The sequence below is a fragment of the Streptomyces sp. NPDC001852 genome, assembly GCF_042891825.1.
Lineage (GTDB): Bacteria > Actinomycetota > Actinomycetes > Streptomycetales > Streptomycetaceae > Streptomyces.
The window spans coordinates 255,583-270,404 of sequence record NZ_JBIATN010000003.1 but is presented as its reverse complement, the minus strand read 5'-3'; the positions used below and the strand labels follow the sequence as shown (position 1 = coordinate 270,404).

General features: G+C 72.6%; 13 protein-coding genes. 6 read left to right on the top strand and 7 right to left on the bottom strand.

Translation table 11 applies throughout. From position 1 onward, the window contains the following. Window positions 1-51 precede the first annotated feature (51 nt). The gene (locus tag ACFYZB_RS06560; protein WP_388755058.1) at window positions 52-1,254 is read left to right on the top strand and encodes an acyl-CoA dehydrogenase family protein; all 1,203 of its coding nucleotides are present in this window, start codon (window positions 52-54) and stop codon (window positions 1,252-1,254) included. Further along, entirely contained in the window at window positions 1,251-1,727 is a 477-nt protein-coding gene (locus tag ACFYZB_RS06555; protein ID WP_388755055.1) for a nitroreductase family deazaflavin-dependent oxidoreductase, read from the top strand. The genes ACFYZB_RS06560 and ACFYZB_RS06555 overlap by 4 nt, the downstream gene beginning before the upstream one ends. A gap of 83 nt (window positions 1,728-1,810) precedes the next feature. Here the strand turns inward: ACFYZB_RS06555 and ACFYZB_RS06550 are convergent, their stop codons facing one another. Next, window positions 1,811-2,428, bottom strand: coding sequence for a LysE family translocator (locus ACFYZB_RS06550; RefSeq protein ID WP_388755053.1), 618 nt, complete (start codon window positions 2,426-2,428; stop codon window positions 1,811-1,813). Between the two features lie 82 nt (window positions 2,429-2,510). On the opposite strand from ACFYZB_RS06550, the gene ACFYZB_RS06545 reads away from it, so the two are divergent. Further along, the gene (locus tag ACFYZB_RS06545; protein WP_351206276.1) at window positions 2,511-2,963 is read left to right on the top strand and encodes an Lrp/AsnC family transcriptional regulator; all 453 of its coding nucleotides are present in this window, start codon (window positions 2,511-2,513) and stop codon (window positions 2,961-2,963) included. Between the two features lie 88 nt (window positions 2,964-3,051). Here ACFYZB_RS06545 and ACFYZB_RS06540 read toward each other — a convergent pair whose 3' ends face one another. Next, the gene (locus tag ACFYZB_RS06540; RefSeq protein WP_388755651.1) at window positions 3,052-3,687 is read right to left on the bottom strand and encodes a TetR family transcriptional regulator; all 636 of its coding nucleotides are present in this window, start codon (window positions 3,685-3,687) and stop codon (window positions 3,052-3,054) included. Window positions 3,688-3,821: 134 nt separating this feature from the next. Here ACFYZB_RS06540 and ACFYZB_RS06535 point away from each other — a divergent pair, with 134 nt between their 5' ends. After that, window positions 3,822-4,607, top strand: a complete 786-nt coding sequence (locus tag ACFYZB_RS06535) for a VOC family protein (RefSeq protein ID WP_388755050.1) — start codon at window positions 3,822-3,824, stop codon at window positions 4,605-4,607. Between the two features lie 179 nt (window positions 4,608-4,786). Then, window positions 4,787-7,138, top strand: coding sequence for a PQQ-binding-like beta-propeller repeat protein (locus tag ACFYZB_RS06530; RefSeq protein ID WP_388755047.1), 2,352 nt, complete (start codon window positions 4,787-4,789; stop codon window positions 7,136-7,138). Between the two features lie 117 nt (window positions 7,139-7,255). On the opposite strand, the gene ACFYZB_RS06525 is transcribed toward ACFYZB_RS06530, so the two are convergent. From ACFYZB_RS06525 to ACFYZB_RS06515, 3 genes are read right to left on the bottom strand one after another with little or no spacing between them, the layout of a single operon-like run. Then, window positions 7,256-8,032: an enoyl-CoA hydratase/isomerase family protein gene (locus tag ACFYZB_RS06525; protein WP_388755044.1), complete on the bottom strand. Its 777-nt coding sequence runs from the start codon at window positions 8,030-8,032 to the stop codon at window positions 7,256-7,258. After that, entirely contained in the window at window positions 8,029-8,439 is a 411-nt protein-coding gene (locus tag ACFYZB_RS06520; protein ID WP_351206270.1) for an OB-fold domain-containing protein, read from the bottom strand. Before ACFYZB_RS06520 ends, ACFYZB_RS06525 begins: the two co-directional genes overlap by 4 nt. A 15-nt stretch (window positions 8,440-8,454) precedes the next feature. After that, window positions 8,455-9,609 (bottom strand): lipid-transfer protein, encoded by a 1,155-nt coding sequence (locus ACFYZB_RS06515; protein ID WP_388755041.1) that lies wholly within the window; start codon window positions 9,607-9,609, stop codon window positions 8,455-8,457. 91 nt (window positions 9,610-9,700) lie between these two features. On the opposite strand from ACFYZB_RS06515, the gene ACFYZB_RS06510 reads away from it, so the two are divergent. Further along, window positions 9,701-11,332 (top strand): FadD3 family acyl-CoA ligase, encoded by a 1,632-nt coding sequence (locus ACFYZB_RS06510; RefSeq protein WP_388755038.1) that lies wholly within the window; start codon window positions 9,701-9,703, stop codon window positions 11,330-11,332. Between the two features lie 89 nt (window positions 11,333-11,421). Here ACFYZB_RS06510 and ACFYZB_RS06505 read toward each other — a convergent pair whose 3' ends face one another. After that, window positions 11,422-11,586, bottom strand: a complete 165-nt coding sequence (locus ACFYZB_RS06505; protein WP_351206264.1) for a hypothetical protein — start codon at window positions 11,584-11,586, stop codon at window positions 11,422-11,424. A 201-nt stretch (window positions 11,587-11,787) separates the two neighbouring features. Then, entirely contained in the window at window positions 11,788-14,763 is a 2,976-nt protein-coding gene (locus ACFYZB_RS06500; RefSeq protein ID WP_388755035.1) for a BTAD domain-containing putative transcriptional regulator, read from the bottom strand. Window positions 14,764-14,822 lie beyond the last annotated feature (59 nt).

Sequence of the window (14,822 nt, the reverse complement as noted above, 5' to 3'; positions counted from 1 at the left end):
CTCGCTATGGCACTCCTAATATGACGGACCGTCAGATAGAGAGGGAAGAGCATGGACACGCGCCTGACCCCCGAGCAGGACGAGATCCGCCGCACCCTGCGCGAGCTGCTGCACAAGCGGTGCGGATCACCGGAGCTGCGGTCCGCCGTCGACAGCCCCGCCGGCCACGACCCCCTCCTGTGGTCCGCCCTCGCCGACCGGCTCGGCCTGCCGGGGCTCGCCCTGCCCGAGCGGTACGGCGGCGTCGGCTGCTCGGTCACCGAACTGGCCCTCGCCTGCGAGGAGACCGGGCGGGCGCTGGCCCCCTCCCCGCTGCTCGCCACCTCCGTCCTCACCGCCCCGCTGATCCTCGCCCTCGGCACCCAGGCCCAGCGCGCCGGGCTGCTGCCCCGCCTGGCCGCCGGCACCCTCACCGCCACCCTCGCCGTCCCCGGCCCGACCCTCACCGCGGCCCTCGCTCTGACCTGCGGAAACGAGGCCTTCTCCGCCGGGGGTGGGCGGGCCGGAGGTGTCCAGGCCCGGCGCAGCGACGGTGACTGGCGGCTGTACGGGCAGGTCGACCAGGTGCTGGACGGACACAGCGCGGGGCTGCTGCTCGTCGCCGCGCACACCGGGGGCTTCGCGCGGTCGCGGACCCTGCTGTTCCTGGTGGCGGGGGACGCGCCCGGTGTCGTACGGGCCCGGCAGACCGCGCTCGACGCCACCCGACCCCAGGGGCGCGTCCAACTGCGCGATGTGCGCGGTGAGTTGCTCGGGGAGGAGGGTGCGGGGGAGGCGGCCGTACTGCCCGCCCTCGCCGCGCTGGGGGACCAGGTCGCCGCGGTGCTCGCGTGTGAGGCCGTCGGGGCGGCGGAGCGGGTCCTGGAGCGGACCGTGGAGTACGTCGGGCAGCGCGAGCAGTTCGGGCGGCCGGTGGGGTCCTTCCAGGCGGTGAAGCACCGGCTGGCGGACGTGTATGTGGGGGTGCAGGCGGCTCGGTCGGCGGCGTACTGCTCCGCGTGGGCCTGCGGCGCCGGTGCCCGGACGGAGCGATCCGGCGGGCTCGCGCTCGCGCAGGCGCTGGAGGCGCTGCGGTGCGCCGCCGCCGAGGGGATCCAGTTGCACGGCGGGATCGGGTTCACCTGGGAGCACGATGCCCAGCTGTACTTCAAGCGGGCCGCCGGGGACGAACTGCTCTTCGGGCCCGTGCACCGGCTGCGGGACCGGGCCGCCGAGGCCACCGGTCTCTTCGAGGGTGGGGCGGTGACGGTGTGATCGGCGTCCGGATGGTGCAGAGGGTGTCTTCGACGCGCGGGTTCGCGAAGGTCGCACCCCATGTGATCCCGGCACTCGACCGGGCGGTCCACCGGCTCACCGGGGGGCGGTACCTGCTCAGCACTCAGATGTTGCCCGGTCTGATCCTCACCTCCACCGGCGCGCGCACCGGCCTGCCCCGCCGCACTCCGCTGGCCTGCATGCCGGAGGGTGACGGCAAGGGCTGGCTGCTGGTCGGCTCCAACTTCGGGCGGCCCGGCCATCCCGCCTGGAGCCACAATCTGCTGGCCCACCCGGAGGCTTCGATCAGCTGGAAGGGCAGGGACATCCCGGTCACCGCCCGGCTGCTCGCGGGGAAGGAGCGGGCGGAGGCCTGGACGGCACTCCTGGAGTTCTGGCCGCCGTACGCCACTTATCAGGCCCGGGTGACGAGGCAAATCCGTCTGTTCCGGCTCACGAGGGCGCACCGATAGGGGCGCGGGGCCGTATCCATGTGCGGCTCCGCCGCGTGGGCGCGGGCAACCACGACGAAACCGCAGCCGAAAGACGGCCGAACCTACAGCGTGACCAGCCGCTCCGCCAGGAGCACCGCGCCGATCCCCAGCATCGCCGCCCCCGACGTACGCGTCACCGCACGGGCCGCCGCCGGACGCGCGGCGAGCAGGACCCGGGCGAGGACACCGACCGTGAGGTAGACGGCCGCACAGCAGGCCATGTGGAGCAGGCCGAGGGCCGCAGTCTGGGCGGGGACGGGCAGGTGGGTGCCGCGCAGGGTGAGGAACTGGGGGAGGACGGACAGGTAGAGCAGCAGACCCTTGGGATTGAGGCCGCTGATCGTGGCGCCGCGGAGGAAGAGGCGCCCGTCGGCGGACACCTCCTCCGTGGCGCCCGGCACCGCCGGTCGGCGCAACACGCTCCAGCCGAGCCACAGCAGGTAACCGGCGCCCGCCACCGTCAGGGCCGTCAGCAGTTTCGGCGAGCCCGCCACCAGGACCGCGAGGCCCGCCGTCGCCAGGGCCGTGTGCAGCGCGTAGCCGCAGACCAGGCCGGCCACCGCGCGCGGCACCGAGCCGCGGCGCAGCGCGGTCGCGATCACGTACGCCCAGTCGGCGCCCGGTACGCACACCAGCAGCAGGTCCACGGCGAGGAAGGAGAAGAGCAGTCCCGAGTCCATGGTGGGGACATTAGGCGTGTATGGCCCGAAAGTGTTCCCGAAGTTTGCCCGTAGGGGGCCGTTCTGGGGGAAGATCTTCCTCATGGACGACGTGGACCGGAAAATCCTTGCCGAGCTGCAGCAGGACGGGCGGCTGACCGTGACCGAGCTGGCCGCCCGGGTGCGCCTCAGCGTCTCCCCCTGTCACCGCCGGCTGCGCGAGCTGGAGCGCTCCGGTGCCATCCAGGGCTACCGGGCGGTGGTGGACGCGGGGGCGCTCGGGCTGAACTTCGAGGCGCTGGTCTTCGTGTCGATGCGGCAGGAGGACCGGGACACGGTCGCCGAGTTCGAGCGGGCGGTCGGCGAGCTGGAGCACGTGCTCGACGCCCAGCGGCTGTTCGGCGAGCCCGACTATCTGCTCCGGGTGGCGACCGCCGACCTCGCGGCCTTCCAGCGGCTGTACGACGAGCGGCTGGCGACCCTGCCGGGAGTGCAGCGGCTGACGTCGACGCTGGTGATGAAGCACGTCGTACGGGACCGTCCGCTGCCCGCATAGCACAGCAGGCAGTGGCTCACCGCAGAGTGAACTACCGCCCGCCAGACAGGACTTGGGTACAGGAAAAGTGAGGGGCCGAGCCCGTGTGTTACTTGCTCGGCTTCTTTCCGGTCACACCCAGGTGCACCAACAGCGCCAGGTTGGGCTTCAGTTCGGCCTGCTTCACACCCCAGGACTGGAAACCCTTCTGGTGCGCCGCCACCGCCGCGAGCATCGCGACCAGTGAGCCGGCCACCGCCGCCGGGTTCACGTCCTTGTCGACCCTGCCCTTGGACTGCAGCTCGGTGATGGAGTCCACGAGGGAGTTGTTCACCGAGTTCAGGATCTTCATGCGGATCTTGTAGAACCGTTTGTCCCCCTCGGCCGCGCCGAGGTCGACGACCCGCAAGATCGCGTCGTTCCTGCGCCAGAACTCCAGGAACCCGTCCACGAGTTCCTGTGCCGTCTGCCATCCCGACTTACCGGCCCAGGTGCGACCCTGGACCAGTTCGGTCAATCCGGCGCCCTCAGCCGCCATTTGCTCGGCGATCTCCAGGACGGCGCCTTCGACGTCGGGGAAGTACTGGTAGAAGGTCGCGGGTGAAGTTCCTGCCTTCCGGGCGACATCGATGACCTTGACGTCCCGGTAGGGGGAGGAGCTGAGCATCTCGCTGAGGCAGTCGAGCAGCTTCTGCCGGGTCGCCTGCCCACGCCGGCCGGCCACGCGGCCGTCGACGGTACGCACTTGTCCTGTCATGCCGTCAGCTTACCGAGGGGTGATCGGAGCGCGATTCGGCCGACTGCAAATGGGGTGCACGGGTGCTCTGAGGGTGGTGTGCCTGGTCTGCGCGGTGCGTGCGGCGCGGTTACTTTGACGGCATGGCCGAAAACAGGGCATCCGGGCACGAAGGGGCGGAAGAGGCGGAAGAGGTGATAGATGCAGAGGTGGTGGAGGCTGAAGAGGGCTACGGGGAGGGTGTGCCCTGCTGGGTGGACGCCCAGCTCGCCGACGTCGAGGCGGGCAAACGGTTCTACGGTGAGCTCTTCGGGTGGACCTTCGAGGGTGCGTACGGCTCCTCCGTGTGGGCGCGGCTGGCGGGGGAGCCCGTCGCCTCGCTGGCGCCCAAGATCGACGGCCGTATGCCCACCGTCTGGACCGTGTCCTTCGCCACCCCCGACGCCGTGGCCCTCGGCCGGCGGATCACCGCGGCCGGCGGCCAGCTGGTCATGGCCCCGTTCCCGGTGGGCGACCTCGGGGTCGCCGCCCTCGCCGCCGACCCCGAGGGCGCGGTGTTCGGGCTGTGGCAGCCGGGCAGGCTCCGGGGCTTCGGCCGGCGGCACCAGCCCGGCACCTTCGTCTGGGCCCAGCTGTACACCCGGGACATCGCCGCCGCCAACGCCTTCTACGGCGGCCTCTTCCACGACGCCCTGTTCGGTGCGGGTGCCCGGCCCGACTTCGGCCGGGCCGACGTCACCGACGTCTTTCCGGCCGAGTATCCCCCGCACTTCCTCATCCACTTCCGTGTCACCGGCCTGGACGACGCCCTCGGGGCCGTACAGCGACTCGGCGGCCGGGTGCAGGCGCCACCCTTCGAGACGTCGTACGGACGAGTGGCCGTCGTCACCGACAATCAGGGGGCGTCGTTCGCACTGTTGCAGCGCTGATCCGTCCGCTTTGCCATGATTGGTACCGAGACACCCCGAATATCACCGGGTTCGCAACCAGCCGCCCGGCCAGGAAGAATCTGGGGTGCGTGCCGCCACGGCGGTGCGGTGGTGAGACGCTGCACTTCGGTCGCGTACATATGTGGGTGACGCGGCTCGTACGGGGAGGTGGCAGGCAAGTGGTGGATCAGCTGACGCAGCACGATCCGCGGCGGATCGGGCCGTTCGAGGTGCTGGGCCGGCTGGGCGCCGGCGGCATGGGGCTGGTCTATCTCGCGCGCTCGGCGTCCGGCCGGCGCGTGGCGATCAAGACGGTGCGCACCGAGCTGGCCGAGGACCAGCTCTTCCGGGTCCGCTTCACCCGTGAGGTGGAGGCGGCCCGCGCGGTCTCCGGCTTCTACACGGCGGCCGTCGTCGACGCCGACCCGCGCGCCGCCGTGCCCTGGCTCGCGACCGCCTACGTCCCGGCGCCCTCGCTCGAGGAGATAGTGAACGACTGCGGGCCGCTCCCGGCCCAGGCCGTGCGCTGGCTCGCCGCGGGAGTGGCGGAAGCGCTGCAGTCCATCCACGGCGCGGGGCTGGTCCACCGCGACCTGAAGCCGTCCAACGTGCTCGTGGTCGAGGACGGCCCCCGGGTGATCGACTTCGGTATCGCCTCGGGTGTCTCCAACACCCGGCTGACCATGACGAACGTCGCCGTCGGCACCCCCGCCTACATGTCCCCCGAGCAGGCCAAGGACTCCCGCAGCGTCACCGGCGCCAGCGACGTCTTCTCGCTCGGCTCCATGCTGGTCTTCGCCGCCACCGGCCACCCGCCCTTCCACGGCGCCAACCCGGTCGAGACCGTCTTCATGCTGCTCCGCGAGGGCCCGGACCTCACCGGCCTGCCCGACGAGCTGCGCCCGCTCATCGAGGTCTGCATGCAGATGGAGGCCTCCGCCCGGCCCACCCCGGCCGACCTCCAGGCCCAGCTGGCGCCCCATCTCTTCGGCTCCGGCTCCGACGACAGCGGCACCGCCTCCGCCTGGCTGCCCGAGAAGGCGGTCGCCCTCATCGAGGCCCGCCGCGGCGGCCGCCCCGCCGCCAAGCCCTCCCCGGCCCCGGCCGGCGGCCCGAGGAGCGGCGGCCGGTCGGCCGTACCCCCGCCGCCGCCGTACGACCCCCCGGCCCCCGTCCCCGTCGGCGCCCCCTCCGCCGCGCCCGACACCGGCCCGGTACGGCTGGCCGGCGCCCAGGTGCCCATCGGGCCCGGCCCGCGCGTCGCCGACGCCCGTGCCGCCGCCGTCAAGGCGCCGCCGCCGGAGGCCGGCCTGGTCGCCAGCTGGTCCCGCCCGCGCCCCGGCGTCACCGGCCCCGACCCGAACGTCCCGCCCGCACCGCCCCAGCCCCCGGAGACGGCGAGCGGCTGGCGGCCCTGGCGGTTCCGCATGTCCAACGAGGTCTGGGGCACCCCCGCGGTCGACGGCGACCTGGTCTACGTCACCTCCTTCGAGGTGCACGCCCTGGACGTCGCCACCGGCCGGCGCCGCTTCAAGACCCGGGACGTCGCCTGGTCGATGGCGGTGGCCGACGGCCGTGTCCACGCCTCCGACGGACCGACCCTGTTCGCCCTGGACGCCCGCGAGGGCACCGACCTGTGGCGGCTGTCCACGGACGCCTGGGTGTACTCCCTGAAGGCCGACCACGGCACGGTCGTCACCGGCACCCGCGGCGGCGGCGTGCAGGCCTGGGAGGCCGCGCACGGGCAGAAGCTGTGGGAGATCGCCGGCTGCCAGACCGACTTCGAGTCCCCGGAAGCGGGCCCCCTCGTCCACGACGGCACGGTCTACGTCTGGCAGGACGCCCGGCTGCGCGCCCTGGAGGCCCGCACCGGCGAGGAGCGCTGGTCGTACCCGGTCGGCGACGCGGCCTCCTGCGGCGGCGTGCCGGTCCGCCTGACCCCCGCCCCCGACGGCTATGTGTACGTCGCCGCCGGCACCCGCGTCCTCGCCATCGAGGCGGCGAGCGGCATGGTCCGCTGGCACTTCGAGGCCCCCGCCGTCTTCCTCGGGCCGCCCGCCTTCGCGCCGGGCCCGGCGGTGACGGGCGGCGGCGTCTACCTGGCGGACTACCTGGGCACGGTCTACGCCCTCGACGCCACCGACGGCCGCGACCGCTGGCGCATCGCCACGGAGGCGCGCTCCTCCGTCGAACCGGTGCTGGTCGCCGCCGGCCACGTCCACGTGGGCAGCGGCAAGGGCCTGTACACCCTGGACGCGGTCACCGGCACGCCCAAGTGGCGCTTCCAGGCGGGCGGCGACGTGGTGGGCGCCCCGGCGGTGGCCGAGGGCCGCATCCACTTCGGCTCCACGGACCACTTGTTGTACACGCTGAAGGCGGACGACGGCCGCCTGCGCTGGAAGCTGGCGACCGGCGGCGAGATCACCGGCTCCCCGGTGGTCAAGGACGGTGTGGTGTACGCGTGCAGCAAGGACCGGTGCGTGTACGCGCTGGACGCGGAGAAGGGCACGGGCACGGCCCGCACGGCGTGAGCTCCGCGCCGGAGTTGTGCGACGGCCGTCGTACCGGTGTGTCACGGAAGGGCTCCAGACGGCGGCCGTCCCAGGGCTGACGCTACCCCGGGTGCGCGTTCCCCGCCATACGGTCACTCACCGTGTCCGCGGCCCGCTGCGGTCCCGGTTCCCGAACAGCTCCGCCTGCCGTCCGGCCGGCAGGTTGCCCAGGGCGATGAGCGGCGGGGCCTGCGTGAACGCGTGGGCCAGGGCCGCCTGCCTGGCCGCCCACAACGCCCGTACCGTGCCCTGGACGGCTGTCGGCGGATACCCGGCGACGACGGCGGCACAGCGCACGGCGGCCGCCAACACCGCACCCTCCTGCGTGACTTCCGACACGAGCCCGATCTCATGGGCCCGCCGGGCGGAGATCCGTTCGGCGTTCCCCATGAGCGCCATCCGGGCCACCTCCCCGTACGGCATCCGCGCGGCCATCAGCATCGACTCGTAGGCGCTGACCATGCCGTACGTGGTGTGCGGATCGAAGAAGACGGCCGTCGGGTCGGCGAGGACGAACTCGCACTCGCCCAGCAGGTAGAAGGCACCTCCGCAGGCCATCCCGCGCACGGCCGCGACCACCGGCTTCCACAGGTCGTTGGCCTTCGGCCCGACGGTCAGCAGCGGATCGTCCTGCATGTACGGCGACGAGGGCTGCGGCACATCCACATCCCGGTCGATCCCGGTGCAGAACGCCCGCTCCCCGCCCCCGGTGAGCACGACGGCCCGCACGGCGTCGTCGAACCGCAACGCCCTCCAGACGGCGGCCAGTTCGTGAGCCATGTCCAGGTCGATGGCGTTGAGCCGGTGCGGCCGGTCGAGGGTGACGACGGCGACCCCGTCGTCCTTGTCGGTGTCGACCCGTACGGCGCTCACGCGAGCACCCACTGCGGCAGCCCGCCGTCACCGAAGACGACCTGCACCCGCGCGCCGACCCTGAGCCTGTGTGGATCAAGGGAGTTGAGGGGTGCGCCGGCGCGGGCGACCAGGTTTCCCACCAGCCGGATCCGCGGGGCGTCCTCCAACTCCACCACGACGACGTTGTACGGCGCCTGTTCCGCGTACGCGGGCAGCAGCGGCGGATGCGGCACGACGTACGACCACACGCGCCCGCGCCCGCCGGTGAGCCGCCACTCGCTCGAGAAGGACTGGCAGTGCGGGCAGCAGGGGCGGGGCGGGAAGCGGAGTTCGTGACAGTCGCCGCAGGCCTGGACGCGCAGTTCACCGCGGGCCGCGTACTCCCAGAAGGGCGCGCCGTCGGTGTCGGTGACGGGGGTCAGCATGATCGGCTCCTTCGGTCAGCTCCTGAGGAGGAGAGCGGAGGTGGGCACGCCCTCGCCGGCCGTGACCAGGCAGGTGGCGGCACCGGGCACCTGGGCGGTACTGGTCCCGCGCAACTGCTTCACCCCTTCGTTGATGAGGTTGAAGCCGTGCACATAGGCCTCGCTGAGCCCGCCGCCGCCGGTGTTGAGGGGCAGCCGCCCGCCGATCTCCAGGGCCCCGTGTTCGGTGAACGCCCCGCCCTCGCCTCTCCCGCAGAAGCCGTAGCCCTCCAGCGAGAGCGGTATGAGGACGCTGAAGGCGTCGTAGATCTGCGCCACGTCGACATCCTCCGGCGTGAGGTCGGCGTGCTTCCACAGGTGCCGGGCGGCGGTCCAGGCGGGGCCGGTGAGGGGGTCGTCGTTCCAGTAGTTGACCATGCCGTGGTGCTGGGCGGGCAGCCCCTGGGCGGCGGAGTGGACGTACACGGGCCGCTGGGCGCAGTCCCGGGCGCGCTCGCTGGACACGAGGACACAGGCGAGGGCCCCGTCCGTCTCCAGGCAGTTGTCGAAGAGGCAGAGCGGCTCGCTGATCCAGCGCGAGGTCATGTACATCTCGCGGGTCAGCGGCCGTTCGTACATCACGGCGGCCGGGTTCTGGTTGGCCCGGTTCCGGCAGGCGAGGGCGACGTTGAAGAGATGGTCGCGGGTGGCGCCGTACTCGTGCATGTACCGCCGTGCCAGCATGGCGATCTCGTCGGCGGGCCGGAGGAGCCCGAAGGGCCGGGTCCACTGGGCGGGCGTGGGGAGCTGGACGGCGGTGTTGGTCCAGGGCCGGGGCCCGCTGCCCCGCTTCCGCGACCGCCAGGCGACGCCGACGGTGGCCTGCCCGGAGGCGATCGCGGCGGCGAGGTGGCTGACGGTGGCACAGGACCCACCCCCGCCGTACCCCACCTTGCTGAAGAAGGTCAGATCCCCGAACCCCACGGCCTTGGCCAGCTCGACCTCGTCCGTTTCCTCCATGGTGTAGGAGGCGAGCGCGTCGACCTCACCGGGCGCGATCCCCGCGTCGTCGAGCGCGGCGAGCACCGCCCGGCAGGCAAGCGTCTTCTCGTCCTCCGGAAGCTGCCTGGCGAACGAGGTCTGCCCGATCCCGACGATGGCGGTGGCGTCCTTGAGCCCGGTTGCTGCCATGCCGTCCTCCCCCTCTTCCTGGCATCCTGACAGTCCGTCAGATTACAGCTAATCTGACGGTCAGTCAGCTATGCGGCACAGGGGGCCTGTGATGAGCGACTGGGGCGACGGGGGCGACGGAGGCCGGGGCCACTGGGACACCATCCCCGATCTGGTCCGATGGTCCGCCGAGCGGTACGCGGACACGGAGGCGGTGGTCGAGGGCCGCACCAGGATCACGTACGCCGAACTGGGCGCCCGAGTGGAACGGGCGGCGGCGGCCTGCCTGGCGAGCGGGGTGCGGGTCGGCGACCGGGTGGCGGTCTGGGCCCCCAACTCCCTGGACTGGATCACCGCCGCACTGGGCGCGGTCACGGCGGGCGCCGTCCTCGTCCCTCTCAACACCCGCTTCAAGGGCACGGAGGCGGCGGACGTACTGCGCCGCAGCGGGGCCCGCCTGCTCTTCGTGACGGGCACCTTCCTGGGTGCGTCGTACGTGGCGAGCCTGCGCCGGGCGGCGGGGGAGGGGGTGCCGACGGGCCCGGGACCGCTCCCCGGCCTCCCGGCCCTGGAGCAGGTGGTGGTCCTGTCGGAGGACGCGCCACCGGACTTCCGTACCTGGAAGGACTTCCTGGCGGGAGGGGAGGAGGTGTCGGCGACCGAGGTACGCACCCGGTCCCGGGAGCTGGACGGCTCGGCACTGTCGGACATCATCTACACGTCGGGAACGACGGGCCGCCCGAAGGGCGCGGTGATCACGCACACCCAGACCCTCCGGGCGTACGAGATCTGGGCGGACCTGGCAGGACTGCGGAGGGGCGACCGCTACCTGATCATCAACCCCTTCTTCCACACCTTCGGCTACAAGGCCGGCGTGATCGCCTGTCTGATGCGCGGGGCGACGATGGTCCCGCAGCCGGTGTTCAACGTGGAGACGGCCCTGGCGAACATAGCGGCGGAACGGATCTCGGTCCTCCCCGGCCCACCCACCCTCCACCAGTCCCTGCTGGACCACCCGACGCGGGACGCCCACGACCTCTCCGCCCTGCGCCTGGTGGTGACGGGGGCGGCGGTCGTGCCGTTGCGGCTGGTGGAACGCCTGCGCGGCGAACTGGGCGTGGAGACGGTCCTCACGGCGTACGGCCTCTCGGAGGCGAGCGGCATCGTCACGATGTGCCGCCGCGGCGACGCCCCGTCGGTGATCGCGTCGACGTCGGGCCGCCCGATCCCGGGGACGGAGGTACGGCTGGTGGACGCGACGGGCGAGCCGGTACGGCCCGGTGAGGCGGGCGAGATCCTGGTCCGCGGCTTCAACGTCATGCGCGGCTACTACGACGACCCGGCGGCGACGGCCGAGGCGATCTCTCCGGACGGCTGGCTGAGGACGGGCGACGTGGGCGTCCTGGACGGGGCGGGCAACCTGCGCATCACGGACCGCCTCAAGGACATGTTCATCGTCGGCGGCTTCAACGCCTACCCGGCGGAGATAGAGCAGCTGCTGGGCACGCATCCGGATGTGCGTGAGGCGGCCGTGATCGGCGTCCCCGACCCCCGCCTGGGCGAGGTGGCCAAGGCGTTCGTCGTCCGCAGACCCGACTCCCTCCTCACCGCCGACGACCTGATCGCCTGGTCCCGCCGCGAGATGGCGAACTACAAGGTGCCGAGGGCCGTGGAGTTCGTGGGAGAACTGCCGAGAAACGCGAGCGGGAAGGTGGTGAAGGGGGTTTTGCGGGGGAGGGGGTGAGGAGGAGCGCCGGCGGTGACCGGGAAACGCGACGGCCGCGACGGCTCCCCCTCGGCGCCGTCGCGGCCGGTCCCCCGTCGGCCTGTGGATCAGGCGGGCTCGGACGTGATGTGGATGTTGTCCGGGGTGACCGTGGCCTCGGTCTTGGCGTCGGTGATGTGGATGTTGTCCGGCGTCACCGTGCCGTCGTCCTTGGCGTCGGTGATGTGGATGTTGTCCGGCTGGACCGTCTGGTCCTTCTTGGTCTCGCTCATGGTGCTTCCCTCCCTGGGTGCTGAACTCGGCTGCGTTCGTCCGGCCGTTCCCCCGATGGACGGCCGGACGAACAACTGGTCGCCCCACACTAGATCGTTGAGGGACGTCCTCACCGGCGGTCCGCCTGCCCCCCGACACGACGGTCCGACAACAAGAGAATGGCGCCCGGCGATAAACGAACGATGAACGGTGCGGCGGGCTCACACGGTGGCGGCCGGTGACAGCAGCGCGCGGACCGCGTCGGCCTCGGGCGAACCGAGCGCCTCGTAGAGGGAAAGGGCCTCCTGCCAGCACACGTGGGCCCGCCCGGACTGTCCGATCCCGTGCAGGGCACGGCCCAGAACGGTCAGTACGTTCCCCCTGCGCCACTCACCACCGATCCCGCGGAGCACGGTCAGTGCGGTTTCGGCGTTGGCGGAGGCCTGGGCGTGCCGCTGGGTCTCGAGGTCGAGTTCCGCGAGCCGGAACAGGGTCATGCCCTCCCACAGCCGCTGGCGGCTCTCACGAAAGACCTGGAGCGCCTGTTGGAACCGCTCCGTCGCCTCGACGTGCCGGCCGTTCTGCGTGAGAGCCATGCCCAGGGCGTACCGTCCGTTGGCGCTCTTCACGGCGTGGCCCAGGGTCTCGTACATGTCGACGCCCTGCTGGGCCAGTTCCACGGCGCTCCTCGGGCGCCCGGTCACCACGTGGATGCGTGACAGGTTGCACAGGACACTGGCTTCGCCGGCCCGGTCCCCACAGTCCCGGAAGTCCGCGAGCGCCTGCTTGAAGTGTTTCTCCGCGTCGGTGTACCGCCGCTGGTAGAAGGCCATGGCACCCCGGCAGTTCTCGGCCCAGCAACGTGCCAGCGGGTGGTCGGGTGCCTCTCCCAGCTCCAGCGCCTGGCGGGCGGCGTCGTCCGCTTCCGCGAACCGCCCCGAGAGCTGGTGGGCGTTGGCCAGCACCACCGCGGCCCGTACCTCCGCGCGCCGGTCGCCGCACGCCCGCGCCGCGTCGAGCAGGGCGAGGGCGGCGGCGTCGTACTCGCGCGAATTGGCGCCGGACTCGGTCAGATCGACGGCGACCCACAGGAGGTCGATGGCGCGCAGCAGGGTGCCCGGTCCCGCGAACTGGCGCACACACGCGAGCAGCGACACGGCCTCCGCGTACAGCCAGTCCTGGGCTCCGTGCCGGTCCTCGAACCCGAGCCCCGGGTACTCGGTCGACTGCAGATGGTCCACGACCCGGTCCCCCGGCCGCTCCATCGCATAGACCTGGGCCGCCGTGGCCAGATAGAAGTCCAGCAGGCGGGACATGGCGGCCTCGCGCTCGCCGGGCGGCTGCTCGTCCCGTTCCGCGCAGGCACGCGCGTAGAGCCGGACCAGGTCGTGGAAGCGGTAGCGGCCGGGCGCCGCGGACTCCAGCAGTGACGTGTCCACCAGGGATTCGAGCAGGTCCTCGGTCTCCTCCGTCGGCAGGTCCAGGACCGCCGCCGCGGCCGCCAGGGAGATGTCCGGGCCGTCGGCCAGGCCCAGCAACCGGAACGCCCGGGCCTGGGCCGGCTCCAGCTGCCCGTACCCCAGCTCGAAGGTCGCCTTCACCGCCAGATCGCCGGCCTGCAGCTCATCGAGCCGACGGCGTTCGTCCGCCAGCTTCGCCGCCAGCACCGAGACCGTCCACGTACGGCGGGCCGCCAGGCGGGACGCCGCGATGCGGATCGCCAGCGGGAGGAAGCCGCAGGCCGCGACCACGTCCAGTGCGGCCTCCCGCTCCGCCGCCACCCGCTCCTCGCCGACGATCTTCGTGAACAACGCCAGTGCCTCGTCCGGCGACATGACGTCCAGGTCCACCAAGTGGGCCCCGGCCAGGTCGACCATGCGGACCCGGGACGTCACCAGGGCCGCGCAGCCCTCCGTGCCGGGCAGCAGCGGGCGTACCTGTGCCGCGTCCTTCGCGTTGTCCAGCAGCACCAGGACCCGGCGGCCGTCCAGGACCGAGCGGTACAGCGCCGCCCGTTCGTCCAGGGAGTCCGGGATCGCCGAGTCCGCCGTGCCCAGGGCGCGCAGAAAAGAGCCCAGTACGGTCTCCGGCTCTGCGGGGCGGGGGCCCGCGCCCTGCAGGTCCATGTACAGCTGGCCGTCCGGGAAGGCTCCCCGCGCCCGGTGGGCCACGTGCACCGCCAGGGTCGTCTTGCCCACGCCGCCGATGCCGGCCAGGGCCGACACGGCCATCACCGGGCCTCCGGCGTCGGGGGACTCCGACGCCGAGGACAGGACCTCGCTCAGTTCGGACACGAAGGACGTACGGCCCGTGAAGTCCGGGACCGACGCGGGCAACTGCGCCGGGCGGACCGGGACCATCGCGGGTTCCGCCGCCGGGGACGACGGCTCCGCCAGCGCCGGGTCCGCCTGGAGGATCCGCTGCTGGAGATCCCGCAGTCCGGGCCGCGGATCGACCCCCAGCTCCTCCGCCAGCAGACGGCGCGTGTCGGCGTAGACCGCCAGGGCCTCCGCCTGCCGGCCGCTGCGGTACAGGGCCAGCATCAGCAACTCGCGCAACCGCTCACGCAAGGGGTGCGCGGCCGTCAGTGCCGTCAGCTCCGAGACCGCCTCCACGTGGCAGCCCTGCTCCAGGTCCATGTCCAGGCGGGACTCCAGCAGGCCCAGGCGCCACTCCTCCAGGCGGACCCGCTGGGTCTCGGCGTACGGGCCGGGGACGCCGGCCAGGACCTCGCCGTCCCAGATGCCGAGGGCCTGGTTCAGCAGGTCGCGGGCCCGGCACAGGTCGCCCGCCGCCCGTGCCTTCTCCGCATCCGCCGCCAGGTCCTGCGCGACGGCCAGGTCCAGGGTGCCCTCGCCCAGCGAACGCACCGCGTAACCGCCGGACTCGCTGACCAGCACGCCGGGGGGCAGGATCTTGCGCAGGCGGGACGCGTAGGTGCGCACCGCCGCCAGGGCCTGCGAGGGGGGCTCCGGGCCCCACAGGGCGTCGATCAGCTCCGCCGCCGTCGCCGTACGGCCCGCGCGCAGCAGCAGGGCGGCCAGCAGGGCGCGCTGCTGGGGCGAGCCCGTGCTGAGCTGCTCCTCGCCGCGCCAGGCCCGTACCGGACCGAGCACGCCGAACCGCAGCGCCTCCTGCTCCGCGACGGTCACGGAGCCGGGACGCCGCTGCTCAGGCACTCGCGGCCCACCGTCCATGCGTTCGTCCCCCTCGGCATCACGAACAACCCCGTCAGTTTGCCTTGTTCCGGGCGGTT